A 26,194-nucleotide genomic window follows, 5' to 3' on the forward strand; every position below is an offset into this window, starting at 1 on the left:
GTCATGAGTATAAGAAATAATAAAAAAGTTATTTTTGGTGCAATATCAGGAATTGTAGCATCTGTAACAGCAGGAGTGCTAGTAAAAAACAGTATTGATAAAAAGTTAAAATCTGAAGATAATGACTTAAAAGAAAAAAAGCAAAAAAAAGAAAAGAAAAGTAAAAATGTATATTACACAGTTCATTTAAATGATATTTATAACTCATATGATGATAAAACTGTATCAGAAGATGATATGATAGAAGCTATTAAAAAAGAAACAACATTATAAAAATAAGTAAAGAATTAATGTATTTATTAAGTAGTAAATTTATCTTCAAATAAAATAAAAGTACTTAATAAATATTTTTATATTTATATACAAGATAAAAATGGAATATTTTAATTTATATATCCATATAATTTAATTAAGTTTATAGTGGTTTTTATTATATAAAAATAATAGCTTTATAACATTAGAAAATTATGCTATAATTACCACGTTATATTTTTATTATTGGAGGATTCGACATGAAACACATAAAAACAATTAACAAAACAAACATAAAAAATAGTCTTTGTAAGCCAGGATGCAAGGAATGTGCAAACTCATGCCAATCAGCATGTAAGACTTCTTGCACAGTTGCTAACTTAGAATGTGAAAACTAATTAAGGACAAGCAGTAACTAAAATTAGTTACTGCTTTACTCGTATGAAAATAATGAGTAATAATTTGTTAAAGAAATTTTAAAAAATATTATGTGGAAGTTGATTTACTAAATTGATATTAGGATTATATAAAATATTGTTTCAAAATAAATTGAATTTTAAATATTAATTGTATTAGGAGGAAATGACATGGCTTTAATACACAAATTTAAGCAAGGAGATAATTTCTTTGTTTTAGATGTTAATACAGGGGCTGTACATATTGTAGATGAATTAGTTTATGATTTAGTAGACGATAATGAATTAAGAAGCAAAGAAGAGCTTATAAAAGAATTTGGAGCTAAATATGGTGAAGAAACTATATCAGAAGCTTATGAAGAATTACAAGAACTTGTAGATCAAGAAATATTATATTCAAAAGATCAATATGAAGATATAGCACATTCATCAATGGATGATAGAGATTATATAAAGGCAGTATGTTTAAATATAATTCATGGATGTAATTTAAGATGTAAATATTGTTTTGCAGATGAAGGGGAATACAATGGACATAAGGGAGTAATGTCTGTTGAAACAGCTAAAAAAGCAATAGATTATGTTGTTAAGAGAAGTGGTCCAAGAAGAAATATTGAAATTGATTTATTTGGTGGAGAACCAACAATGATCATGGACACAATTAAAGAAATAATAGCTTATGCAAGAGAAAATGAAAAAGCTTGGAAAAAGAATGTTAGATTTACTATGACTACTAATGCAACTCTTTTAAATGAAGATATGATGGACTTCATGGATAAAGAAATGGGTAATATAATACTTTCATTAGATGGTAGAAAAGAAGTAAATGATAATGTAAGAATTAAAGTTGATGGAAGTGGTTCTTATGATGATATACTTCCAAATATTAAGAGAATGATAGAAAAAAGAGATAAATCTAAGCATTACTATGTAAGAGGAACATTTACTGGAGCTAATACTGATTTTTATGAAGATGTTAAGGCTATGGTTAATGAAGGATTTAGAGAAATTTCTATTGAACCAGTAGTTCTTGAAAAAGGACACTTCTTAGAACTTAAAGAAGAACATTTACCAGAAATATTTGAAAACTATGATAAATTATATAATGAAATGGTAAGAAGAAAGAAAGAAGGGGATGAATTCAACTTCTATCATTTCAACATTGATTTAAATGGTGGACCATGCGTTTATAAGAGAATTTCAGGATGCGGAGCAGGATTTGAATATGTTGCTATAACTCCACAAGGTGAAGTATATCCTTGTCATCAATTCGTAGGTAAGGAAGAATTTAAACTTGGAGATATTTATGACGATACTTATGATGCCGAATTAGGTAAGAAGTTCAAAAAGGCGCATATTTATAATAAGCCAAAATGTAGAGAGTGTTGGGCAAGATTCTATTGTTCAGGTGGATGTCAATCAAACAACTTTGCATTTAATGGAGATATGAATATTCCTTATGAAATAGGATGTAAAATGCAAAAGAAGAGAATTGAATGTGCAATAGCACTTAAAGCTGAATAAATTTTAAAATAACAAGGCTAAGTAGCAAGCTTAGTTCTTGTTATTTTTTTTATGATATAATGAGGAAAGAGGTGATATATATAATGAAAGATTATATTTTAGATAATGGATTAAAGTTAATTTATAAAAAAAGTAATAGTGAATTAAGTTCAATAGCTATATCATTAGATGCAGGGGCAGCACGTGATGGTAAGGTGCTTGGAGTAGCTCATGTAACTGAACATATGGTATATAAGGGTACTGAAATAAGAAGTGAGCAACAAATAAATGAAGAATTAAGTAAGGTATTTGGATTCCAAAATGCAATGACCAATTATCCATATGTAGTTTTTTATGGAACATTACTAAATGAGGAACTATATAAAGGTTTAGACTTATTTTCAGATATTCTTTTAGACCCTGTATTTACTGAAGAGGGATTTAAGGAAGAAATGGAAGTAATAAAACAAGAGCTTAAAGAATGGGATGAAGATTTAGAGCAATATACAGAAGATAAGTTGTATTATAATTCTATGGAAGGTAGAAGAATTAAATATCCTATTATAGGAACTAAGGAATCATTAGAAAATATGACAATAGATGATGCAATAGATTTCTTTAATACATATTACTGCGCTAATAATTCAACTATTACAATTATTTCAAGTTTAGATTTTGAAGAAGTTAAGGAGATGGTAGAAGAAAGTTTTAGTTATTGGAGAAGTGAAAAGCTTCCAGAAGATAAGGAAGAGCTTCAACTACCTAAGACAGGAATATTTATAGATAAGAAAGATGATATAAACAGTTCAAAAGTTCAAATTATTTTCCCTATAAATGACTTGAATCAATGGGAAATAAAAGCATTAAGAGTTTTTGACCAATACTTTGGAGACGGAGTAAATTCCGTTTTATTTGACACTTTAAGAACAAAGCATAGTTTAGTTTATGATGTATTAACAAGAGTATCTAATGAAGAATATATAAAGGTTTATGAAATAACTTATAGTACTGCACATGAAAATGTAGATAAATCAATAGAAATAATCAAGGAATTAATAAATGAAGTTTCATCTAATAATGAAAGTTTAAAAAATATTAATGAATTAATAAAAAGCTTTAAATTAAAGAGATTATTTGCAAATGAGCAAAGTGTAAGATTAGCTATGGGAATATCTACATATGATACTATGTTTGGAGATGGATATTTATATCTTGATGAATGTGAAAATTTAGATAAGATGCCTATAAGCTTTATTATTGATACTGCTGTTAAAGTTTTAAATAATATGACAGTGCAGGTAATAAGCAATTAGGAAAGAGGAAAAGATGAGTAAGAGAATACCATTACTTGAAGAAGTATTAAAATATCAAAAGGAAAAAAATCTTATTCTTTCAATGCCAGGCAACAAAAGTGGAATTGGATTTTTAAGGGATGATATAGGTAAAGAGTTTGTAAATAATATGGGATTTTTGGATATTACAGAAGTTGATCCATTAGATAATTTACATTGCCCAGAAGGGATAATAAAGGAAGCACAAGATTTATTAGCAAAAACTTATGGTTCAAAGAAAGCGTATTTTGTTGTTAATGGAAGTACTGCTGGAAACTTAGCTTCAATATTTGATGCATTTAATGAAGGTTATGAAGTTTTAGTTGAACGAAATTGTCATAAATCAATTTATAATGGATTAATTTTAAGAAAGTTAAAGGTAAGATATATTGAACCTGTAATACATGAAGATAAGGGATTATTTTTACCACCAACAGAAAAGGAAATATATAAAGCATTGGAAGGGTGTAATAATCCTAAAGGAATAATTTTAACTTATCCTAATTATTTTGGAATAGGTTATAAGGTATTTGATATTTTAAGAAAATTAAAAGAAAAAGGATTAACTATAATTATTGATGGGGCACATGGAGCACATTATGGAATAAGTGGAAAATTACCAAAATCAATAGTTAAATATGCTGATTATATAGTTTTAAGTGCCCATAAAACATTACCAAGTTTAACTCAAGGTTCATATCTTTTAGTTAACAATGATAATAATATTGATTTTTATTTAAAATCATTTATGACAACATCACCTTCATATTTAATAATGTCATCATTAGATTATTCAAGATATTATTTAGACATTTATGGGGAAGAGGATTATGATAGATTAATTGATTTAGCCAATAAGTGGAGTGTAAAGATAAATAAATTAAATAAGGTAAGTGTTTTAAAGGAAGAAGATTTACCAATGGGATATAACTTAGATTTAAGCAGATATATATTTACACTACCTAAGGGATATAGTGGACATAAGTTATTAGATTATTTAAGAAGTATGAAAATACAATGTGAAATGAGTTTTGATGGTGGTGTGGTATTGATTTTATCTCCATTTAATAATGAAGAGGATTTTGAGAAAATATATAATTCAATAAATAAACTAAATTTAAGTTCATTAAGAGATAATAAATATCAAAATTATTATAATATAATTCCTAAAAAGGTGTTAGAGCCATATGAAGTATTTGATAAAAGTTTTGAATATGTTGATATTGATGAAAGTATAGGGAAAATTTCAAAAGAAGCATTAATTCCATATCCACCAGGAATTCCATTAATATGTGGGGGAGAAATAATCTCAATTGAAGTAATTGAGATTATAAAAGGATATATTAAAAATAATAAAAGTGTAATAGGATTATATAATAACTTAATTAAAGTTATAAAAGATAATTAAAAAGAACTATCAATGGATAATTATTATATTAAATCTTAATTTTTATAATAAAAAATCAATATACATCAAAAAAAGTTCAAATTACATACAAAAATACACTATAATAATTTATTTTATAATAAAATTATGTATAATATAGTGTATATGTTTTTTGATATTATAAGTTATTGTTGCTTAATATGAAAATATCTATAAGGAAGGTTAGGTGATTATTATTAATAAATTAAAGGTTTTAAGTTTATTAATATTATCTGGGATACTAATTACTCCAACTCAACTTACAAGAGCAGAGGAGATTTATAATGTATCTGAAGCAGATTTAATTAAGCTTTTGGAAAAGTATAAAAATGAAGAAGTTGTAATGGAAAATGGATTAGTATTAACAATTGGTGAGGCTATAAATTTACCAGTTACAGAAGGCTGGACAGTTTATAATAAAAATGTTGCAGAAATAGTTGATGGAGAACTTATTGCTAAGTCGATTGGTAGTACATTTGTATCTCAGCAAACTGATGATGTTGTATATATATTAGAAGTTTGTATAACAGAAGAGGGTATATCAACTGCTAGTTATGCGAGAAGTAATATTAAAGAGGTAAACAGAGATTATTATAAAGTGTTTATTGATCCAGGACATGGTGGATATGATAATGGAGCGGTTAAAAATGGTGTTTATGAAGATGAAATAAATCTTCAAATATCTAAAAAAATAGAAGCTAAGTTAAAGGCTAGAGGTGTGCAAGTTAAGATGAGTAGATATAATGATACATATTTATCATTAACAGAAAGAACTAGAATGGCTAATAACGAAGGTTCAGATGTTTTTGTTTCTATTCATCAAAATTCAGCTGAAAGTCCTAGTGCAAATGGGATTGAAACATTTTATTATTCTCCAAGAACAGATAGTAAAGAATTGGCAAATGATATACAAAATGATATAATAAATGCTACAGATGCTTATAATAGAGGAATTAAAACTGCAAATTTTGCAGTAATAAAAACAGCACAAATGTCTTCAAGTCTTGTAGAATGTGGATTTATTTCTAATCCAACAGAAGCTCAAAATTTAAGTTCAAGTAGTTACCAAGATAAGGTTGCAGAAGGTATTGTAAATGGAATAATGGATTATTTAAGTCAAAATATTATATTAAACAACAATTCAGGAAATCAAAATCCAGATAATTCGCTAGGTAAAACTACAGAAAAAGGAACAATAAAAGTAAGTGATTCATTAAATGTAAGAAGTGGAGCAGGTACAAGCTATTCAGTAATAGGCTCATTGAAAAATGGAACAAGTGTTGAAATAGTAGGAACAAGTGGAAACTGGTATAAGATAAAGTATGGTAATGGCTATGGATATGTAAGCAAGGATTATGTTACATTAAATTCAAGTAGCAATAGTAATACTGGAAATACAAGTAATAGTGGAAGTACAAATAATACACCAGCAACAAGTACAACAAAGGGAACTGTAAAGGTAAGTGATTCATTAAATGTAAGAAGTGGAGCAGGTACAAGCTATTCAGTAGTAGGTTCACTGAAAAATGGAACAAGTGTTGAAATAGTAGAAACAAGTGGAAACTGGTATAAGATAAAGTATGGTAATGGCTATGGATATGTAAGCAAGGATTATGTTACATTAAATTCAAGTAGCAATAGTAATACTGGAAATACAAGTAATAGTGGAAGTACAAATAATACACCAGCAACAAGTACAACAAAGGGAACTGTAAAGGTAAGTGATTCATTAAATGTAAGAAGTGGAGCAGGTACAAGCTATTCAGTAGTAGGTTCACTGAAAAATGGAACAAGTGTTGAAATAGTAGAAACAAGTGGAAACTGGTATAAGATAAAGTATGGTAATGGCTATGGATATGTAAGCAAGGATTATGTTACATTAAATTCAAGTAGCAATAGTAATACTGGAAATACAAGTAATAGTGGAAGTACAAATAATACACCAGCAACAAGTACAACAAAGGGAACTGTAAAGGTAAGTGATTCATTAAATGTAAGAAGTGGAGCGGGTACAAGCTATTCTGTAATAGGTTCACTGAAAAATGGAACAAGTGTTGAAATAGTAGAAACAAGTGGAAACTGGTATAAGATAAAGTATGGTAATGGCTATGGATATGTAAGCAAGGATTATATAACATTACAAAATAGAAGTATAGCAGAAAATACAATTACAAAAGAAGGTACTGTAGTTACTGTTGCATTAAAAGTAAGGGAAAGTAATAATTTTGATTCAAATGTAATTGGAACAATAGCTATGGGACAAAAGGTATCAGTTATAGAGGATGATAATGAATGGGGTAAAATAAGTTATAAAGGAATGGATGGATATATTTTAAATGAATATATAGATTTTAATATAGCATAATAAATAATATATTAGAGTTATGTAAGCGAAGTTTATGTATATAATAAATTTATAACATAAATAAAAATTTACATAACTCTTTTAATTTATCACTAGAAATAATTTTAAATATGTGTTAAATTGAAAAAATCAATAAAATATAACATTAAAAAAGGAGTATAGAATATGGAACTATTTGTTACAGACTTAGATGGTACATTAATAAATAAGGATAGACAAGTAACGAAAAAATCAGAAGAAATTATAAATGAACTTATTAAATCAGGAATGAATTTTACAGTTGCTACAGCAAGAACACCTGCAACTGCTGTGGAAATACTACAAAACTTGGATTTGAAGCTACCAGTCGCATTAATGAATGGTGTATTAATTTATGATACTAAGGAATTAAAATATATTGATATAAAGGATATAAATATTGAATCTACATATAAGATATTAGATATTTTTGAAAAGTATAATAAAAATCCATTAGTATATGGAATTGTAGATAATCATTTATGGGTATATCATAAAGAATTTGAACATGCTTATGAATATAATTTTTATAAGGAAAGAGCAGACAAAGAGTTAAAAACTTTTGTTAAAATATCAAATTATAAAGAATCGGTGCTTAAATCAAGTATTATTAATTTTGTTGCTTTTGATGAATATGAAAAAATAAAAAGCATTGCAGAAGAAATTGAAAAAATTGAAGGAATAAATGTTAATTATTATAAAGATGTATATGAGGATTGTTACTTTTTAGAAGCATATAGCAGTGAAGCATCTAAAGCAAATGGTATTAAATATTTATCAAAATATATAAATTATAAAAATGTAATATGCTTTGGGGATAATTTAAATGATATTCCAATGTTTGAATTAGCAAATGAAGCATATGCAACTGCAAATGCAACAGAAGAAGTTAAGAAAATTGCCACTGGAGTTATAGGAAGTTGTGAAGAAGAAGGTGTTGCAGAATTTCTTAAAGAAAGATTTCAAAATTAAAGTTAATAAAAGTTTAAAAAGGGAAAAATGATTACGAAAATATCAAAAAAATTGTAATTTAATTTATAAATTCATAAAAAATAATGAAAATATGCAAAAGATAGATGCTGGCAAACGTTTTCTAAAAATTAAATTAAGTTAACTTGTACAAAAATAATAATGATTTTTTTATATGAATTAAGAAATATCAATACTTAGAACACTATTATATAAAATGGTAAGCAATTCCCTACTTTAATTAACAATTTATTAATTGAAGTAGGAGAAAAATTAATAAATTTTTATAAAAGTGTTGAAAAAAATATTAAAAGGATATAATATAAATACAAGATTAATTTGATGAAATAAATAGTGAACGGGGGAGATAAAAATGGATAACAAAAGAGACCAGTGGGGCTCGAAATTAGGTTTCATTTTAGCAGCAATAGGATCGGCTGTTGGCTTAGGAAATATATGGAGATTTCCTTATTTAGTATATGAAAATGGAGGAGGTGCATTTTTAGTACCATACTTCTTTGCAATTTTTACAGCAGGAATTCCATTATTAATTTTAGAATATGGAATGGGACATAAATTTAGAGGGTCAACACCATTAGCATTAGCAAGAGCTAATAAAAAATGGGAATGGCTTGGATGGTGGCCAAGCATTACAGCTTTCTTTATCCTTGGATATTATTCAATGATATTAAGCTGGGCAATGAAATATTTTACATTAAGCTTTAACAAAGGTTGGGGAAATGATACAAATGCTTATTTCTACAATGATTTCTTAAGATTAACAGATTCACCATTCCAATTTGGATCAGTAATATGGCCAATATTAATTGGTATTTTATTAGTTTGGGGAATAAGTTGGTTTATATGTTATAGAGGTGTTAAAGGTGGTATAGAAAAATTAAATAAAATATTACTACCTACATTAGTTGCAATAATGGTAATAATAGCTATTAGAGGTGTTACATTAGAAGGTGCTACATTAGGATTAAACAAATTATTCACTCCTGATTGGAGCAAGGTAATGGAACCAAAAGTTTGGATTGCAGCTTATGGACAAGTATTTTATTCTTTAAGTTTAGCAATGGGTATAATGATGACTTATTCAAGTTACTTACCTAAGAAAACAGATATTAATAACAGTGCATTTATGACTGGATTTGCAAACTGTGGATTTGAGTTCTTATGTGCAATTGCAGTATTTGCAATTTTAGGAGTTATGGCAACAAGCCAAGGTGTTGGAATTGAAGAAGTAGTATCAAGTGGTATTGGACTAGCGTTCATTGTATTCCCTAAAGTATTTACAGTTATGGGAACTTGGGGAACAATATTAGGATGTTTATTCTTTGCTTGTTTAGTATTTGCAGGATTAACTTCATGTGTATCTTTAGTTGAAGCTGTATCATCAGCAATAATAGATAAAACTGGGTGGGAACGTAAAAAAGTAGTTTCATATATTTCAATAATAGGAGCTTTATTAAGTGCAACATTTGCAACAGGTGCAGGATTATATATATTAGATATAATGGATAACTTTATAAATTGTTATGGAATAGTAGTTGTTGGATTATTAGAAGTAATTGTAATTGGATGGATTGTTAAACCAGCTACTATAAGAAATCACACAAATAAAACTTCATATTTTAAAATAGGAAAATGGTGGGATTTTGTAGTTAAATTTATAACACCAACTATGTTATTAATAATGTTAATTAGTAATTTCGTAGCTGAATTAAAAGCACCATATGGTGATTATAATCTTCCAGAATTATTTGCATATGGATGGTCAGTTGTTGGATTAGGTATTATAGGAGCACTATTATTCTCAAAAGCACCATGGAAGAATAAAGAGATTGAAAACTTTAATGATGAAGAGGAGGTAGCTTAATTATGACAGCAACAGCAATAACGTATTTTGCAATAGGTGCGACAGTACTATGGGGTGGATTAATTACTACTTTAATAATCTCAACAAAAAACGAAAAATAATTGTTTATTAATTCCAATTTAATAATATACATTTAGCAAAAAGTGGAGTCATAAAATTATGATTCCACTTTTTTTATTTTAGTTTTAGTAAATGTTCACTATAAGACAGTTTTCGTCATAGTGTATACTATGAATTTAATGAGAAGGTGAATTTTTATGTGTGGAATAGTTGGTATGGTAGACTTTCATAAAAATATAAAAAATGAAGAAAAGACACTTACTAAAATGATTAAAACATTAGAGAGACGAGGTCCTGATAGTGAGGGAGAATATTATTCTGATAATGTTTTGCTAGGTCATAGAAGATTGATAGTTGTAGATCCAGCGGGTGGAAGACAACCTATGATTAAAGTAGTGGGTGGAAAGAAATACATTATTGTTTATAATGGAGAACTTTATAATACAGAAGATTTAAGAAAAGAACTATTAGAGGAAAACTACACATTTGAAGCATATTGCGATACTGAAGTGTTATTAACGGCATATATTGCTTGGGGAATAAATGTTGTTAATAAATTAAATGGAATATTTGCGTTTGCTATTTATGATGAAGATAAAAAACAAGTCTTTTTAGCAAGAGATCCTATGGGAGTTAAACCATTATTTTATTCTAAAAAGGGTAGCAAACTAATTTTTGGTTCAGAAATTAAGACAATACTTGCACATCCAGAGGTAAGAGCAGAAATTGATAGAGATGGATTAACAGAACTTTTCGCATTAGGGCCAGCAGTAGCTCCAGGAAGTGCTGTATATAAAGGGATAAATGAAATAGCTCCAGCAAACTGTATGTTACTAACAAAGGATAGTATGAAGATATGGGAGTATTGGAAAGTTGAAGCTAAGGAGTTAAATGAAACAATTGATGAATCAGTAAGTCATGTTAGAGAATTATTAATTGATGCTATTAAAAGGCAATTAGTAGGGGATGTTCCAGTATGTACATTTTTATCTGGAGGATTAGATTCATCAGCAATATCAGCAATAGCAGCAGCTGACTTTAAAGAAAAAGGAAAAAGGTTAACAACTTATTCAATAGATTATGAAGGTAATGATAAGTATTTTAAATCATCATTATTCCAACCCACTTCAGATCAATATTTTGCAGAAAAAATGGCTAAATTTATAGATAGTGATCATAGAACTGTTTTATTAAAACAAGAAGATTTAGCTTATTCATTAAGAGAAGCTACTTTAAGTAGAGATTTACCAGGTATGGCAGATGTAGATTCTTCATTATTACTATTTTGCAAGGAAATTAGAAAAGATTTTGTTGTTGGGCTATCAGGAGAGTGTGCAGATGAATTATTTGCAGGCTATCCATGGTTTACTCATGAAGAAATGATAAATGCTAATACTTTTCCATGGTCAAGATCTGTTGGTGAAAGAAAGACAATTTTAAATGATAATTTGAAAAATATAAAGATTGAAGAGCTTACTAATGAAGAATATTTGAAAACCTTAAAAGAAGTACCTCATTTAGATAATGAAGATAAAAAAACTTATAGAATGAGAGAATTATTTTATTTAAATTTAAAGTGGTTCATGGTTAATTTGTTAAATAGAAAAGATAGGTCAAGTATGTATAATAGCTTGGAAGTTAGAGTGCCTTTTGCAGATTATAGAATTGTTGATTATGCTTTTAATTTGCCTGTAGATGTAAAACTTTTAGAAGGAAGAGAAAAAGGATTATTGAGGAAAGCTTTGGTGGGTATACTTCCAGAGGAGATAGTATATAGAAAAAAGAGTCCATATCCTAAGACTCACAATCCTATATATACTAATATTGTTTGTAGTATGATGAATGGAATATTAGATGATAAAACTTCACCTATACTTCAAATAATAAATAAAGATAAGATTAAGGAAATAGTAGATACAAAAGGAGTAGCATATAAGACTCCTTGGTTTGGACAACTTATGACTGGGCCACAAATGATAGCATATTTAATTCAAGTTGATACTTGGTTAAGAGAATATAATGTTAATATATTAATTTAATAAAATAAAAGATTAAATCTTCTTTACCAAATTATATCTTGTGATTTAAAGGGGCTTTTTTAAAGCTTCTTTTATTTTTAAAAGAATTTTAAAAAATATTATATGGAAAATTTAAGAAGTGTATTATAATTAATAATATAATATTTTTTGGTTTTAATACATAAAATTGGGGATGGAAAGAAAAAGGGGGATTATATTTAATGAAAAAGGTAAAAATAGCCTTGTTAGGATTGGGGAATGTAGGAAGAGGAGTATTTATAATTCTACAAAAAAATAAAGAAGAAATAATGAAAAGATCAGGTTATGAAATTGAAATAGCAAAAGTATTAGTTAGAGATATTAATAAAAGTAGAGGAGTAGATATTTCAGACGATAAATTAACTACAAATTTTGAAGATATATTAAATGATGATTCTATTAAAATTGTAGTAGAAGTAATGGGGGGAGTAGAGCCAGCTAAAGAATATATGATAAAGGCAATGGAAGCTAAAAAACATATAGTAACAGCTAATAAAATGCTTTTAGCAACAGCTGGGGACGAAGTATTTGAAAAGGCAGAAGAAATGGGAGTTATGTTTCAATATGAGGCAAGTGTTGCAGGTGGAATTCCAATTATAAATGGAATTAATGAAAATCTTACTGCTAATAAAATTAATGAGTTATATGGTATAGTTAATGGTACAACTAATTATATTTTAAGCAAAATGGAATTAGAAAATTTAGAATTTAATGATGTTTTAGAAGAAGCCAAGGAAAAAGGATATGCAGAAGCAGATCCAACTTCAGATATTGAAGGATTTGATGCTCAATATAAACTTGCAATATTAGCATCTTTAGCATTTGGAACAAAAGTAAGTATTAATGATGTATATAGAGAAGGAATAACAAAAATAAAGCCAATAGATATGAAGTATGCTAGTGATTTTGGAATGGCTATAAAATTATTAGCAATAGCTAAAGATGATAATGAAAGTTTAGAATTAAGAGTTCATCCTACAATGATTCCAGAAACACATCCATTAGCTAATGTATATGATTCATTTAATGCAATTTTTATTAATGGTAATGCAGTAGGGGATTTAATGTTTTATGGAAGAGGAGCAGGAGATTTACCTACAGGAAGTGCAGTAGTAAGTGATATAATTGCAATCTTAAGAGGCAATATAGATCAAGATAATGAAGTTCCTATTATAAGAAATAATTTATGGGAAAAGAAAATTAAAAATATTAATGAAGTGGAAAGTAGATATTATATTAGAATTAGTGTTGATGATAAACCAGGGGTGCTAGGGCAAATAACAACTATATTTGGGGCAAATAGAGTTAGCTTAAAATCTGTTATTCAAAAGGGAAGAAAAAGAAATGAAAATGTAGAAGTTACATTAGTATTAATTACACATAAAACAAAGGAGTATTTAATAAAGGATTCAATAGATAAGCTATATGATTTAAGAACTGTAAAAGTTGTAGAAAACTTAATTAGAATTGAAGGTTTTAATTAAAATAAAATAACTCCTTATTTATAACAGTTAAAATAGAAAATTGTTAAAATAAGGAGTTGTTTTTTTATATAAATTACGTATAATATGATAAATTATTGTATTGCATACTTTTTATAAAGATCTAAAAATAATTGAATATGAATTTCTTCATCTAAAATTATTCTCTTTAATATATCATTAATATTTTCATCACTTATTTTTGATATGGTTTCCTTATATTGTTTTATTGCTTCTTTTTCAGAGTTAATATCAATTTCTAAGATATGTTTTAGCGATGATAGGTCATAATCTAAAAGCTTACTAGACCAATAATTTTTCTTTTTATTATCAATCCAATATCCAGGTTCAGCTCCAAGCTGTATTAATATTTCACCAAGCAATTTTAAATGATACATTTCTACAATTGATATTCCATTTAATATTTTTGAAACTTCTGGGTTTTTATAAATATAAGATATTTCATGATAAGTATATTGAGTTATAGCACTAAATTCAGAAATAGAACTTGAAAAATTAAGTAAGATTAAATCAATGTATTTTGAGTTTTTATCTTTTACATTAACTTTAGGATATGGAAGATTTACTGAATACATTTTATAAGCCTCCTTATTAATAGGATAATTGTTATATAATATGAGGGTAAATGTAAATTTGTTAATAATTCAACATATTAATTATATTGATTCATAAAAAAATAAGCATGAATTATAAAAAATAATTATGCTTATTTTTATACGAGTTATGTATATTAAAAATTATCGTATTAATTTTGAAATTACTTTATTTAATCTTGGTGAATTAAAAACTGAGAAGTTGTTGTCAATATAATTTTGATAATTTTCTTCATCTATAATTCCTTCATATACAAGAGTTTTATTTTTTATTTCTAGTAAATCCATAGGTTTAATTATTTCAGGAGGCTTGTCCGTTTTATATATTCCACTATTTATAAGTAGTTCAGCTATAAATTGTGAGCAAAAATAATAATATTCTCTTTTAACAGGAATATTAAAGTATGCAGTTACAGTACCTAAAACACTGTATTTATAATTATCCTTATTTTCAAAGAAAGTATTTATTGAACTGTTTAAATATTCATATTGTTCTTTTGTTACATTAACTTTATAAATTAAGCATTTGCTTTTAGGATATAAAGTAAAAACACCATCATAAAGATTTTCTTCAACTAAACCTGCTGGTAAAACCTTTGAGGGTATTTTACGTCCAAATGAAAACATCTTAGTAAATGAAGGATCTAATGAAATAGAAACATGAGAGTATTCTTTTTGAGTAAAAAGTGCTATTACATTTGAAAATGTTGTACCAGTTCTAGACAGTACTATATATATGTGTTTATTGTTCAAAATACCACCCATCCTTATGGTAAACAATGAATAATTATTTAGAATCAAATTCATCATTTACTTAATTTTTAAAAATCTTAGTTTATATTGTACACTATAATCAAATAACTGTTAATAATTATTTTACAAAATTCATGTTATTTCTAAATAGATTGCTTTATTAATTAAATTTGGTATGTTATTATTTAGTTTAAATAAGTAATATAAAATTTGAAGGGATGATAATTAAATGGAATTTACATTTAAATATTATGAAAAAGAATACATATTAAATAATGATAATTTAGAGTATTTTGAAAATGATGAAGTTAACCCATTGGATGATATTAATGAAGAAAAAGTAATTGAGATATTAAACAATGCTGAAAACGTGGAGTTTTCAAAAGCTTATTTTGATTTACCATGTTCAAAATGTAAATCAGGAGTAGAAGAAAAAAAGAAATTTTTTGATTTTTTAGAGCTTAATTTTTATATATATGCAAAGGATGGAAAATTTGTTATTAGTACTTTAGATAAAAAATATGAAGGATTAAGTTATAATAAGTTACAAAAGAGTGGTAAAGTTAATCAAAGTTATATTGTAATAATTGATGTTTGTAAGAACTGTGGAAATTATTCTATAGAAATAGAAGAGTTTGAAATATAATTTTAATTATAAACATAATTTATTATTCATAATTATAAATAATGTATTATATGCAACCTTTTGTGAAAAAATAATTTCGAAGGGAGTGCATTTTTATGAATGATAATATAAAAGGTAAAAAATGTAAAAAGGGGAGAAGGAAGACAAAAGCTTCATCAAAATCAAAATAATATAGGCAATGATAAAAATCATAGTGAATATAAAAGTTTTGAAGGAGAAAATCTTTAACTAGCTTTGATAATAATACATTGTATATGAAAACTTAGCTTGATAGCTGAGTTTTTTTTTGATATTATTTGATATTATGAAAACATGAAAAAAGGGAGAGTTAGTTAAAATGAATAAAATTTTAAAATGTGGAGTTGCATTAATAGGAGCAAGTGCAGCTGTAATTGCTCTTATAGGATGCTCATCAATAAATAATTCTAAAAATAATGTTACAAGTGATTCTTGGAATAAGAAAGTTGAAGCACCAGCAGAATTACCAATAGCAACAATAAAGATTAAAGATTATGGTGTAATTACAGCAAAATTATATCCTGATAAAGCACCAAATACCGTAAATAATTTTATATCTTTAGCAAATTCAAGATTTTATGATGGATTAACTTTTCATAGAGTAATTAAAGGGTTTATGATTCAAGGTGGATGTCCAAATGGTAATGGTACAGGTGGACCAGGATATTCAATTAAAGGGGAGTTTTCTGAAAATGGATATAAGTTTAATGATTTAAAACATACAGAAGGTATATTATCTATGGCAAGAACTAATAATCCAGATTCAGCTGGAAGTCAATTCTTTATTATGGCAGATGAAGCTCCACATTTAAATGATAAATATGCAGCATTTGGGCAAGTAATAGATGGTTTAAACATTGTAAAAGAAATAAATTCAGTGGAAACTAATTCTAATGATAAGCCATTAAATGATGTTGTTATTGAAGAAATAAGAGTAGATACAAAAGGAATAAATTATTCAGAACCAGAAAAGATAAATGAATAATTATTAAAAATAACTTAAAAAGCACTATAGTAGTATTTATTTTACTATATGGTGCTTTTTTTAGCAAAGAAGTATTTTGGTGTATATCATATAATATATTAAGATATATATATTGTACTTCCAGATGGAACATTATAATAAATCCATTTGGAATCTTTAGTTGCAAGACGAACACAACCATCTGTTAATTGCAGTCCAAGTCTCGGGTCTCTTATACTTCCATCTAAGTTATAAGGAATAGAGTGAAATAAATAATTATCTTTTATTTGAGTGTAATATAAACAACGAAATCCTCTTGCTTCACCAAATGAATAGCCTTTAGGACCAGCATAAAAGATTCCCTTTATAGTAGGAGAAGTAGGTTTTCCTATTGTACAAATATAAGAATTAATTAATATCCAATTATGTTGTTGTCCTTTAAATATATTTGTTTTAAAGTTAATAGTATCAACCCATATAAGATATTTTGTTTTACTAGAAAGTGAGCTATTGTTTATAAATTTAGTAATGTTAGTTTCATATGATTGTGTACTTCTTAAGGAATAAGATAGAATACTTGATTCATATTTAAATAGACGATAAATATTTTTAAGTTTATTTAATAGGATCATAAAAATAATACTCCTAAAAATATTTATAATATATTTTACGAATGTATTAAATAAATGTTAAATATAACTGAATTTATATATAATATAGTGAAGATAAATTATTCAAAACATTTTAGAAAACGTTTAATGATTTTATTATAGTATGTAATTTTAATACGGGGGTGTATTTATAGTGAAGGTAATAAAAAAAGATGGGCGAATTCAAAGTTTTGATATTATTAAGGTTAGAAGTAGTATATTAAGTGCATCTATTGATAGTAACACTATTATAAATGAATCAGATTTAAAAAATATAAGCGCTAGGGTATTGAAGGAATTAAAAGGATTAAGAGGAGAAGATGGTCTTTCATCAACATATGAAATTTTTGCAATTATTATAGAATGTCTTAATAAAGATGGATTTGAGGATATAGCAAATTCTTATTTAGGATATAAGAGTAAAAGAATGAGAAGAAAATGTAAATAATTATAGATAGAAAAGGGCTGTGGTTTATAAAGTAAAATTTTTATAAATTACAGCCTTTTTGATAAAATGATTGTATTATGTTTTAAAAGTTAGTGAAATTATAAAATATGTACAAAAACTTTTTTTATGATATAATAAAACGGAATTTTGTATTAAGGAATGGTGAAGGAATTTATGTATAAGTTAATAGCAATAGATATGGATGGAACGCTTCTTAAAAATGATAAAACTGTTTCAGATAGAACTAAGAAAACATTAAAGGAAGCAAGAGAAAAAGGTGTTAATGTTGTAATTGCTACTGGGAGACCAATTGATGGTGTTAGTAGATATTTAGAAGAACTAGACATGCTTGGTGAAAATGACTACGTTTTAAGTTATAATGGTGGATTAGTTTTAAAAACAAAATCTAGAGAAATTATTTCTAAAATAGCATTAACTGGTGCAGACTTACATTATTTACATAAATTAAGTAAAGAGTTAGGTGTTAATATTCATGCTTTTTCAGAAGTATATGGGTTAATAACTCCTAAAAATAGTAAATATACAGAAGTTGAAGCTAATATAAATAATATAAAGATAGGAATTAATGATTATTATAAAATAGAAGATGATCATAGCATAATAAAGGTAATGATGATTGATGAGCCAGAAGTTTTACAAAAGGCTGTAGATAATTTACCAAAAGAAGTATATGAAAAGTATACAGTTGTAAGAAGTACACCATATTTCTTAGAATTTTTAAATAAGGAAGTAAATAAGGGAACAGGAGTTAAACTTTTAGCTGATCATTTAGGAGTTAAGCAAGAAGAAGTAATGACTTTTGGAGATGCTGAAAATGACCTTGATATGATTGTTTATGCTGGAATGGGTGTAGCAATGGCTAATGGTTTTGAAGAAGTTAAAGAAGCTGCAAATTATATTACAGATTCAAATGAAGAAGATGGTGTTGCAAAAGCAATAGAAAAATTTGTTTTAAGTTAATTATAAAAGACTTGTCTTTGAATAAAATGTCTTGATTAAGAGTACATTTTAAAGCGGACAAGTCTTTTATGTTATATTTTTATTCACAAATAGGAATAAATTTAAAGTTTGTTACATCAAATAATCATTTATCAGTTATTTTTATTTCAGGAATAACAGGTAATGATAAAAATGATAATGTTAAAAAAGGATTAAAGTCAATTTTAGATGAAATTGCTTTTAGTGAAGAATGTAAATTATTTAAATCAGAAATTACTTCTTTTGATGAACGAGAGATAATAATTCCACCTATTTCTAGAGAAATAGAAGCTAAGGTTTTACCTTCCTTAACAACAATTATGCCACCATTTATTTTTAGAACTTATTTTAAAACTATCTTTATTAAGATTAGGTAAGTTTATTTTTTTAGATAAATCGTTTTGTAAATTTAAATTATTAGTTTTAAGTAAAAGTTTATTATTTTGCATAACTAACTTACCATTTTTATAAACTGAATTGATTAATATTTTAATATTGATAATAAATGTTCTAAAAATGTAAAAAATATGATTTAATAGGTATATAAGGAGGAGGGGGCTATGCCAATAAAAATTCCAAGAGATTTACCTGCATTTAAGGTTTTATCTGATGAAAATATATTTGTAATGAATAATGAAAGAGCAGGAAAACAAGATATAAGGCCATTAAAAATAGCAATATTAAACTTAATGCCTAAAAAAATTCAAACTGAAAATCAATTACTTAGATATTTATCTAATACACCACTTCAAGTTGAAATTACGTTATTACAAACGGAAAGTTATAAATCAACTCATACATCATTTAAACATATGGATAAGTTTTATAGTTTTTTTAATGATGTAAGGGATGAAAAGTTTGATGCGTTAGTAATAACAGGGGCACCAGTTGAACAGTTAGAATTTGAAGAGGTAATGTATTGGGAAGAATTAAAGGAAATAATGGAATGGAGTAAAAGTAATGTATTTTCAACATTACATATTTGTTGGGGAGCACAGGCAGGGTTAAGTTACCATTATGGAATTCCAAAATATCAATTAAAAGAAAAAATGTTTGGAGTTTTTCAACATTATATTAATGATAAAAATGCTGAATTAACGAGAGGATTGGATGATAAATTTTATGCACCGCATTCTAGACATACTGAAGTAAAGAGAAAAGATATTGAAAAAGTACCAGAACTAGAAATTTTATCGGAATCTGATGAAGCAGGAATATTTATAGTTGCCAATAAAAATAGAAGACAAATATTTATTACAGGTCATTTAGAATATGAAAGAAATACATTAAGTGATGAGTATTTTAGGGATGTTAATAAGGGGTTAGAAATTAATAAGCCTAAAAATTATTTTCCAAAAGATAATCCTAATCTTATGCCAATTGTTACGTGGAGAGGTACTGCAAATATAGTTTTTAGTAATTGGCTTAATTACTGTGTTTATCAAAATACACCATATGATTTAAACAATTTATAATATTTATAATTTATTAAAAAGGCATTGATATGCCTTTTTATTTCTTATAAAAAAATTTTTTTATAAATCAAGCAATAATCACATTTGAGGAAAGTCTCGTATAAAAAAGCATAGAATGAGATAAATTTCAAGTACTGTTTTATAAAAATTTATGTAGTATAATGAAAAATATTGTTAAGTTAATTAGAAAAAAAAGTAAATAAGTTTATCTAAAAAAATATATAAGTTATAGATATAAAGAGAAAAGTGAAGTGCTTATAAGTAAAAATACTTAAAATTCAAAAATACACTAACTACTATATATTGTATTAAAAAAGAAATAATAGTACAATATGTTGTGTATTTAAGATGGCGGTATAAAAATAAGCACTATTTTTATGTGATTTTATACGTTACATAATTTGAATATACTTAATTTAAGGAGTGGTATTATTGAAAGTTATTAAAAGAGATGGAAGTACAGTAGAATTTAATAAAAGCAAAATAAGAGAAGCTATTACTAAATCAATGAAAAATGGTAGTGGAATATTATTACCTGACATTGCAAGATTAATAGCAAATGACGCAGAAAAGTATTTTGCAAAGGAAGAGGATGTTGCAACAATCTATAAAATAGAGAAATATGTATATGATAGATTAGTTCATTATGGTCAAGCTGAAACTGCAAGAGCTTATGAGGGTTATAGAGCTGTACAAGAATTTAAAAGAAACACTAATACTACAGATGATAGTATATTAGAGCTATTAAGTAAAAAAAATGAAGATGTAATGAAGGAAAATTCAAATAAGAATCCAGTAGTTTCTGCTACTCAAAGAGATTTAATTGCAGGAGAAGTATCTAAGGATATTGCAAGAAGAAAACTTATTCCTGCTCATATAGTGCAAGCTCATGATGAAGGAGCAATCCATTGGCATGACATGGATTATACAATATCACCTATGTTTAATTGTTGTTTAATTAATTTAGAAGATATGTTTACTAATGGAACAGTAATTAATGAAAAATTAGTTGAAGAACCAAAGAGTTTTGGTACAGCATGTACAGTAGCAACACAAATAATTGCTCAAGTTTCATCAAATCAATATGGTGGACAAAGTATAACAATTAAACATTTATCTAAATATTTAAAAGTGACTGAAGAAAAAGCATTTAATCATTATATGGAAATGTTTAATGATGAATCTATTGCTACTAAATTAGCTAAAGATATTAAGATGAAAGAGCTTAAAGATGGGGTTCAAACTATAAGATATCAATTATCTACATTACAAACTACAAATGGTCAAGCTCCATTTAGTACAATTTACCTAGAGATAGAAGACGGTAATCCATATGAAGAAGAAATGGCAATGATTTGTGAGGAAATGATAAGACAAAGACTTGAAGGAATGAAAAATTATAAAGGGCAAGAAATTGGAGAAGCATTCCCTAAGTTAGTTTATTTACTTGATGAGCATAATTGTCTTGAAGGTGGTAAATATGATTATATAACTAAGCTTGCAGCTAAATGTACAGCTAAGAGATTAGTGCCAGATTATCAAAGTGCTAAGATAATGAGAGAAAATTATGAAGGGAATACTTTCCCACCAATGGGGTGCAGATCACACTTAAGTCCTTGGAAGGATGAAAAAGGAAATTATAAATTTTATGGTAGATTTAATCAAGGAGTTGTATCTTTAAATTTACCACAAATAGCTATAATGGCTGATAAAGATATGGAAATGTTTTGGGAAATGCTAGATAGAAGATTAGAACTTTGTAAAGATGCATTAATGACAAGACATAAAATGTTATTAGGAGTAACATCTGATTCAAGTCCAATACATTGGCAACATGGAGCTATAGCAAGGCTTAAAAAAGGTGAAAAAATTGATAAGCTATTAAAAGGTGGATATTCAACTATTTCTCTTGGATATGTTGGTATAGCAGAAATGGTTCAAGCAATGCTTGGAGTAACTCACACTTCTAAAGAAGGAGAAAAATTTGCATTAGAAGTAATGAATTATATGAAAGAGAAATGTGATAAATGGAAAGCAGAAACTGGTTTAGGTTTTGGCCTTTATGGAACACCAGCAGAAAGCTTAATATATAGATTCTGTAGAATCGATAAAGCAAGATTTGGAGAAATACAAAATGTAACTGATAAATTATATTATACAAATTCATATCATGTTCATGTTTGTGAAGAAATTGATGCATTTAGTAAGCTAAAATTTGAATCTCAATTCCATAGTATTAGTAATGGTGGTTGTATTTCTTATATTGGTGCGACACGTTGCAACGTGAAAAGCGTTGCCTAATTAAACGCATGAGTTTAATTAAGAACTCATAATTTGAAAAGTCAAATGAAGGGGTAACGCCCTGAAGGGCTTTCTATAATCTCCGAATGGCAAAAGTTTAGGTAAATAAACAATTGTCATAAGCTCGGTAAAGTCGGCTGAGAGCTACCGTAATTAAGGTAAAACTTAAACGAAATGCGAACCAGAGGTGGTCGAGTGGTGATAGGTCGGTAGTCTATAAAATATCTATGGTTAGAATGTTAGTAAACAAAACTAACTGGCGAATCCCTGAATGTACGGGTCTACAAGGAGTAGTTGCAGAAATGCTTCAGTCACAGAAGTGACGTTAGTGAGGTAAAGTAAGATTCGATGTTATGAAATACCTTATAGTGTTAAAGGCACTATCAAGCTAACAGGCTTATAGGAGAAACCTAAGGATATATGTAAAGATAGAATTATGGGAACGTGGAAAGCTAAGAATGTGGAGGTTTTACCACCGTCGAAACAGTGTATGGTAACATACTTAATCTTAGTGAGAGCGAGGTCACAGTACCTAAGAAGCTATGATAATAAGTAGTGGAGGGATAGACCTTAGTCGTTGAATAATAGTAAAAATTTAATTTCGAAATAACATTAGGTTCTTGTAAGACTAATAGAGGTGAAATTCAACAAAAGGAAAATTAACCGACTAATGACAACTAAGAAACAAAAGATAAGAAACAATGAATATTATAATATTCAAGAAATGTTTGATGACTTATATGATAAATCGAAGAATAAAAAGTTGAAGTTTAAAAACTTAATGCAATATGTTTTAGACGAAAGAAATATTGAATTAGCCTATAGAAATATAAAGAAAAATAAGGGTAGTAAAACCAAAGGTACTAATTCAAAAACCATAGTAGATATATCTACTATGGAGACAGAGGAAGTAGTTAATTATGTTCGTAAAAGATTAATAAACTATCAACCTCAAAAAGTTAGAAGGGTTGAAATACCCAAAGCCAATGGTTCAAAAAGACCTTTAGGAATCCCAACTATAGAAGATAGATTGATTCAACAATGTATACTACAAGTTTTAGAACCAATATGTGAAGCTAAATTTTATAACCATAATTATGGATTTAGACCAAACAGAAGTGCTCATAATGCAGTTGGTAGAGCTATGTATTTAGCGAATAAAGCTAAACTAGAGTATGTAGTAGATATAGACATTAAAGGTTTCTTTGATAATGTTAATCATAGTAAACTGCTGAAACAAATGTGGAGTATGAGAATTCAAGATAAAAATTTAATATGTATTATAGGTAAAATGTTAAAGGCTCCTATAGAAGGTATAGGTGTACCTAATAAAGGTACTCCGCAAGGAGGAATTCTTTCTCCTTTATTATCTAATATAGTACTAAACGAATTAGATTGGTGGATAGCAGACCAGTGGGAAAGTTTTGAAACTAATCATAATTACGATAGAATTGATAGTAGAAATAATACAATAATTAAAAGTCATAAATATAGGGCATTAAGAAAAAGTAAAATGAAAGAAATCTATATCGTTAGATATGCAGATGATTTCAAAATATTTTGCAAAAATTATGAAATGGCTAAGAAAATATATATAGCTACAAAAAACTGGCTAAGTGAAAGGCTACAACTGGAAATTAGCACAGAGAAAAGCAAAATAGTAAACTTAAACAAAAACTACTCTGAGTTTCTAGGTTTCAGAATGAAATTAATGAAGAAAAATAAGGGGAAAGTTATTAAAAGTAGAATGTCAGAAAAGTCAATTAAAAAGGTTAAAGAGAAAATTAAAGAGAAGATTGATGGATTGAATGAAAATACATCTATAAGTGCTAACAAGTATAATGCTACTATTTTAGGAGTTCATAACTACTATAAAGTGGCAACACATGTTAATAGAGATTTCAGAAAAATTAATCACCAAGTCTCGAAGAACCTATTTAACCAAACTAAAAACATTAAAACGAAGATAAGTAAGTATTCACAAAGCTTTATGAAATTTTATGGAAACTATAATGGTAAATTTATAGGAATACAAGGAATAGCCTTGTATCCTATATACGGCGTAACAACGAAGACTATTTATAACTTTAAACAAGAAACTTGTAACTATACAGAAAAAGGTAGAGAATTGATTCATCAAAATTTGAAAAAGATTAGTTGGAGAGATTTACAATACCTAATGGAAAATCCAAAAGTGAATGAAAGTATAGAATACAATGACAATAGAATATCGTTATATGTTGGTCAAAATGGATTATGTGCAATAACTAAAGAGCCTTTAGATATTGAAAATATGGACTGTCATCATAAAATTCCTAAATATCTAGGAGGAACGGATGAATACCAAAATTTAATTTTGGTAACAAGAGAAGTTCATATTTTAATCCATGCAACACGTGAAGAAACCATTAATAAAATTCTGCAAAATTTAAAAATAGGGCAAACAGGAATAAAGAAAATCAATAAATTAAGAAAATTAGTTGGTAATAACGAAATTAAATAAAATAGATTATAAAACGATGGAAAGCCGTATGACACTGAAAGGGTCACGTACGGTTTGGAGTGGGGGAAAAGACGGAGATAATATCAAAATCTTACCTATCACTATAAGTACCTGATATGAATAAAAATGTTGAAGCTGTTGAAGATATAATTAACTTTATATATCATAATATTCAATATGCTGAAATTAATACAAAATCTGATGTTTGTTATAAATGTGGATTTAATGGTGAAATGGAATTAGATAGAGAAAGCTTAACTTGGCATTGTCCATCATGTGGAAATGACGATGAAAGTGAATTACAAGTTATGAGAAGAACTTGTGGATATATAGGAAGTTCATACTGGAACAAAGGAAGAACAGCTGAAATTGGGGATAGAGTTCTTCACTTATAAAAAAATGAGAGGATTACCTCTCATTTTTTTATAATAATATATATAAGGCAATACTTTATATGATGATTATATAATTTAACCTTAATGTGCGAAATTCTCCCATCTTCTATAAATGGGAGATGGATAGCACTTGACGATAGTCAACAAGAGTAGTATGTTGTAATCAATAGTAATTAACTACTGGTGGAGCACCTATTGAAGTGGGAGAAAATACATTGAGAATCAAGGGGTAAAATAATGCTTAAAGCTTATAAAAACTTTTTCAGAGATAAGTCTATAGGATTTCCTAAATTCAAATCCAAGAAAACTAATTACTATAGTTATACTAATAAATTATCAAAAGTGATTAGCGAAGTAGCATGGGGTGAATTTAGATCAATGTTAGAACACAAAGCTGGTTGGTATGGAAGAAATATTGTAGTTGCTCTAACTAATTATGCAAGTAGTCAATTATGTTCAGAATGTGGATATAAGAATATTGATGTAAAAAATTTAGCGTTGAGAAACTGGATTTGTCCGAACTGTGGTGCAAATCATGATAGAGATGTAAATGCAAGTAAAAACTTAGAAAAATTGATAGCATAGGCTATTAGTAATAATGAGGTTGGAATGACCTTGTAAGCTTGGGTAAACTCGTTCTACTAGGAATATTGACCAAGAAGCTC

The 26,194-nt window shown here is 27.2% G+C and carries 22 protein-coding genes and 3 pseudogenes; 21 read left to right on the plus strand and 4 right to left on the minus strand.

The genetic code is table 11. The annotated features are described in order from the left end of the window. Positions 1-3: 3 nt before the first annotated feature. The 11 genes from ACUN06_RS03930 to ACUN06_RS03980 all read left to right on the plus strand — a co-directional run bounded on the left by ACUN06_RS03930 (position 4) and on the right by ACUN06_RS03980 (position 13,766). Positions 4-273 carry a hypothetical protein gene (locus ACUN06_RS03930; protein WP_291732536.1) on the plus strand — a complete coding sequence of 90 codons (270 nt, stop codon included), beginning with the start codon at positions 4-6 and terminating at the stop codon, positions 271-273. A 239-nt stretch (positions 274-512) separates the two neighbouring features. Continuing rightward, positions 513-650 (plus strand): six-cysteine ranthipeptide SCIFF, encoded by a 138-nt coding sequence (scfA, locus tag ACUN06_RS03935; protein WP_003371542.1) that lies wholly within the window; start codon positions 513-515, stop codon positions 648-650. A 189-nt stretch (positions 651-839) separates the two neighbouring features. Beyond that, complete coding sequence (scfB, locus tag ACUN06_RS03940; protein ID WP_291732538.1) at positions 840-2,192, plus strand: thioether cross-link-forming SCIFF peptide maturase; 1,353 nt, start codon at positions 840-842, stop codon at positions 2,190-2,192. Positions 2,193-2,275: 83 nt separating this feature from the next. Beyond that, positions 2,276-3,484: a M16 family metallopeptidase gene (locus ACUN06_RS03945; protein WP_449390122.1), complete on the plus strand. Its 1,209-nt coding sequence runs from the start codon at positions 2,276-2,278 to the stop codon at positions 3,482-3,484. A 13-nt stretch (positions 3,485-3,497) separates the two neighbouring features. Then, on the plus strand, positions 3,498-4,910 hold the full coding sequence (locus ACUN06_RS03950) for an aminotransferase class I/II-fold pyridoxal phosphate-dependent enzyme (RefSeq protein WP_412656064.1): 1,413 nt from the start codon (positions 3,498-3,500) through the stop codon (positions 4,908-4,910). 205 nt (positions 4,911-5,115) lie between these two features. Continuing rightward, positions 5,116-7,293 (plus strand): SH3 domain-containing protein, encoded by a 2,178-nt coding sequence (locus ACUN06_RS03955; protein ID WP_449390123.1) that lies wholly within the window; start codon positions 5,116-5,118, stop codon positions 7,291-7,293. A gap of 165 nt (positions 7,294-7,458) precedes the next feature. Next, positions 7,459-8,283 (plus strand): HAD family hydrolase, encoded by an 825-nt coding sequence (locus ACUN06_RS03960; protein ID WP_291734061.1) that lies wholly within the window; start codon positions 7,459-7,461, stop codon positions 8,281-8,283. Between the two features lie 370 nt (positions 8,284-8,653). After that, positions 8,654-10,165: a sodium-dependent transporter gene (locus ACUN06_RS03965; RefSeq protein WP_331892947.1), complete on the plus strand. Its 1,512-nt coding sequence runs from the start codon at positions 8,654-8,656 to the stop codon at positions 10,163-10,165. 2 nt (positions 10,166-10,167) lie between these two features. Continuing rightward, positions 10,168-10,266 carry a MetS family NSS transporter small subunit gene (locus tag ACUN06_RS03970; RefSeq protein ID WP_291734058.1) on the plus strand — a complete coding sequence of 33 codons (99 nt, stop codon included), beginning with the start codon at positions 10,168-10,170 and terminating at the stop codon, positions 10,264-10,266. A gap of 156 nt (positions 10,267-10,422) precedes the next feature. Beyond that, positions 10,423-12,264 (plus strand): asparagine synthase (glutamine-hydrolyzing), encoded by a 1,842-nt coding sequence (gene asnB / locus ACUN06_RS03975; RefSeq protein WP_449390124.1) that lies wholly within the window; start codon positions 10,423-10,425, stop codon positions 12,262-12,264. A 200-nt stretch (positions 12,265-12,464) separates the two neighbouring features. Further along, positions 12,465-13,766, plus strand: a complete 1,302-nt coding sequence (locus ACUN06_RS03980) for a homoserine dehydrogenase (protein ID WP_449390125.1) — start codon at positions 12,465-12,467, stop codon at positions 13,764-13,766. Positions 13,767-13,858: 92 nt separating this feature from the next. Here ACUN06_RS03980 and ACUN06_RS03985 read toward each other — a convergent pair whose 3' ends face one another. Together ACUN06_RS03985 and ACUN06_RS03990 are read right to left on the minus strand one after the other, a co-directional pair. Further along, complete coding sequence (locus ACUN06_RS03985) at positions 13,859-14,359, minus strand: ferritin-like domain-containing protein (protein ID WP_291734051.1); 501 nt, start codon at positions 14,357-14,359, stop codon at positions 13,859-13,861. A gap of 162 nt (positions 14,360-14,521) precedes the next feature. Beyond that, positions 14,522-15,130 carry a hypothetical protein gene (locus tag ACUN06_RS03990; protein ID WP_291734050.1) on the minus strand — a complete coding sequence of 203 codons (609 nt, stop codon included), beginning with the start codon at positions 15,128-15,130 and terminating at the stop codon, positions 14,522-14,524. A gap of 229 nt (positions 15,131-15,359) precedes the next feature. Between ACUN06_RS03990 and ACUN06_RS03995 the strand changes: the two genes are divergently transcribed. From ACUN06_RS03995 to ACUN06_RS04005, 3 genes and pseudogenes are all read left to right on the plus strand, one after another. Next, the gene (locus ACUN06_RS03995) at positions 15,360-15,776 is read left to right on the plus strand and encodes a DUF3785 family protein (RefSeq protein ID WP_449390126.1); all 417 of its coding nucleotides are present in this window, start codon (positions 15,360-15,362) and stop codon (positions 15,774-15,776) included. 141 nt (positions 15,777-15,917) lie between these two features. Then, positions 15,918-16,004 (plus strand): annotated as a pseudogene (locus ACUN06_RS04000) (clostri-philic family protein); the annotation flags it as partial. Between the two features lie 109 nt (positions 16,005-16,113). Then, entirely contained in the window at positions 16,114-16,779 is a 666-nt protein-coding gene (locus ACUN06_RS04005; RefSeq protein ID WP_294368834.1) for a peptidylprolyl isomerase, read from the plus strand. 98 nt (positions 16,780-16,877) lie between these two features. Here the strand turns inward: ACUN06_RS04005 and ACUN06_RS04010 are convergent, their stop codons facing one another. Next, positions 16,878-17,390 carry a L,D-transpeptidase gene (locus tag ACUN06_RS04010; protein WP_449390127.1) on the minus strand — a complete coding sequence of 171 codons (513 nt, stop codon included), beginning with the start codon at positions 17,388-17,390 and terminating at the stop codon, positions 16,878-16,880. Positions 17,391-17,562: 172 nt separating this feature from the next. Between ACUN06_RS04010 and ACUN06_RS04015 the strand changes: the two genes are divergently transcribed. After that, positions 17,563-17,856, plus strand: a complete 294-nt coding sequence (locus ACUN06_RS04015; RefSeq protein ID WP_291734040.1) for an ATP cone domain-containing protein — start codon at positions 17,563-17,565, stop codon at positions 17,854-17,856. A 174-nt stretch (positions 17,857-18,030) separates the two neighbouring features. After that, the gene (gene yidA, locus ACUN06_RS04020; RefSeq protein ID WP_449390128.1) at positions 18,031-18,837 is read left to right on the plus strand and encodes a sugar-phosphatase; all 807 of its coding nucleotides are present in this window, start codon (positions 18,031-18,033) and stop codon (positions 18,835-18,837) included. 124 nt (positions 18,838-18,961) lie between these two features. Here yidA and ACUN06_RS04025 read toward each other — a convergent pair. Continuing rightward, a pseudogene (locus tag ACUN06_RS04025) lies at positions 18,962-19,192 on the minus strand (adenine deaminase C-terminal domain-containing protein); the annotation flags it as partial. Between the two features lie 223 nt (positions 19,193-19,415). Here ACUN06_RS04025 and metA point away from each other — a divergent pair. From metA to ACUN06_RS04050, 5 genes and pseudogenes are all read left to right on the plus strand, one after another. Further along, positions 19,416-20,330 (plus strand): homoserine O-acetyltransferase MetA, encoded by a 915-nt coding sequence (gene metA / locus ACUN06_RS04030; RefSeq protein ID WP_291734034.1) that lies wholly within the window; start codon positions 19,416-19,418, stop codon positions 20,328-20,330. 432 nt (positions 20,331-20,762) lie between these two features. Beyond that, positions 20,763-22,631 (plus strand): anaerobic ribonucleoside-triphosphate reductase, encoded by a 1,869-nt coding sequence (gene nrdD / locus ACUN06_RS04035; protein WP_331892036.1) that lies wholly within the window; start codon positions 20,763-20,765, stop codon positions 22,629-22,631. A gap of 670 nt (positions 22,632-23,301) precedes the next feature. Next, on the plus strand, positions 23,302-25,134 hold the full coding sequence (gene ltrA, locus ACUN06_RS04040) for a group II intron reverse transcriptase/maturase (protein ID WP_294398945.1): 1,833 nt from the start codon (positions 23,302-23,304) through the stop codon (positions 25,132-25,134). A gap of 116 nt (positions 25,135-25,250) precedes the next feature. Further along, a complete protein-coding gene (gene nrdD, locus ACUN06_RS04045) occupies positions 25,251-25,529 on the plus strand; it encodes an anaerobic ribonucleoside-triphosphate reductase (protein ID WP_366002318.1) in 279 nt (92 codons plus the stop codon). Between the two features lie 327 nt (positions 25,530-25,856). Beyond that, a pseudogene (locus ACUN06_RS04050) lies at positions 25,857-26,114 on the plus strand (zinc ribbon domain-containing protein); the annotation flags it as partial. Positions 26,115-26,194 lie beyond the last annotated feature (80 nt).

The sequence above is a fragment of the Clostridium sp. ETTB3 genome (assembly GCF_053571985.1).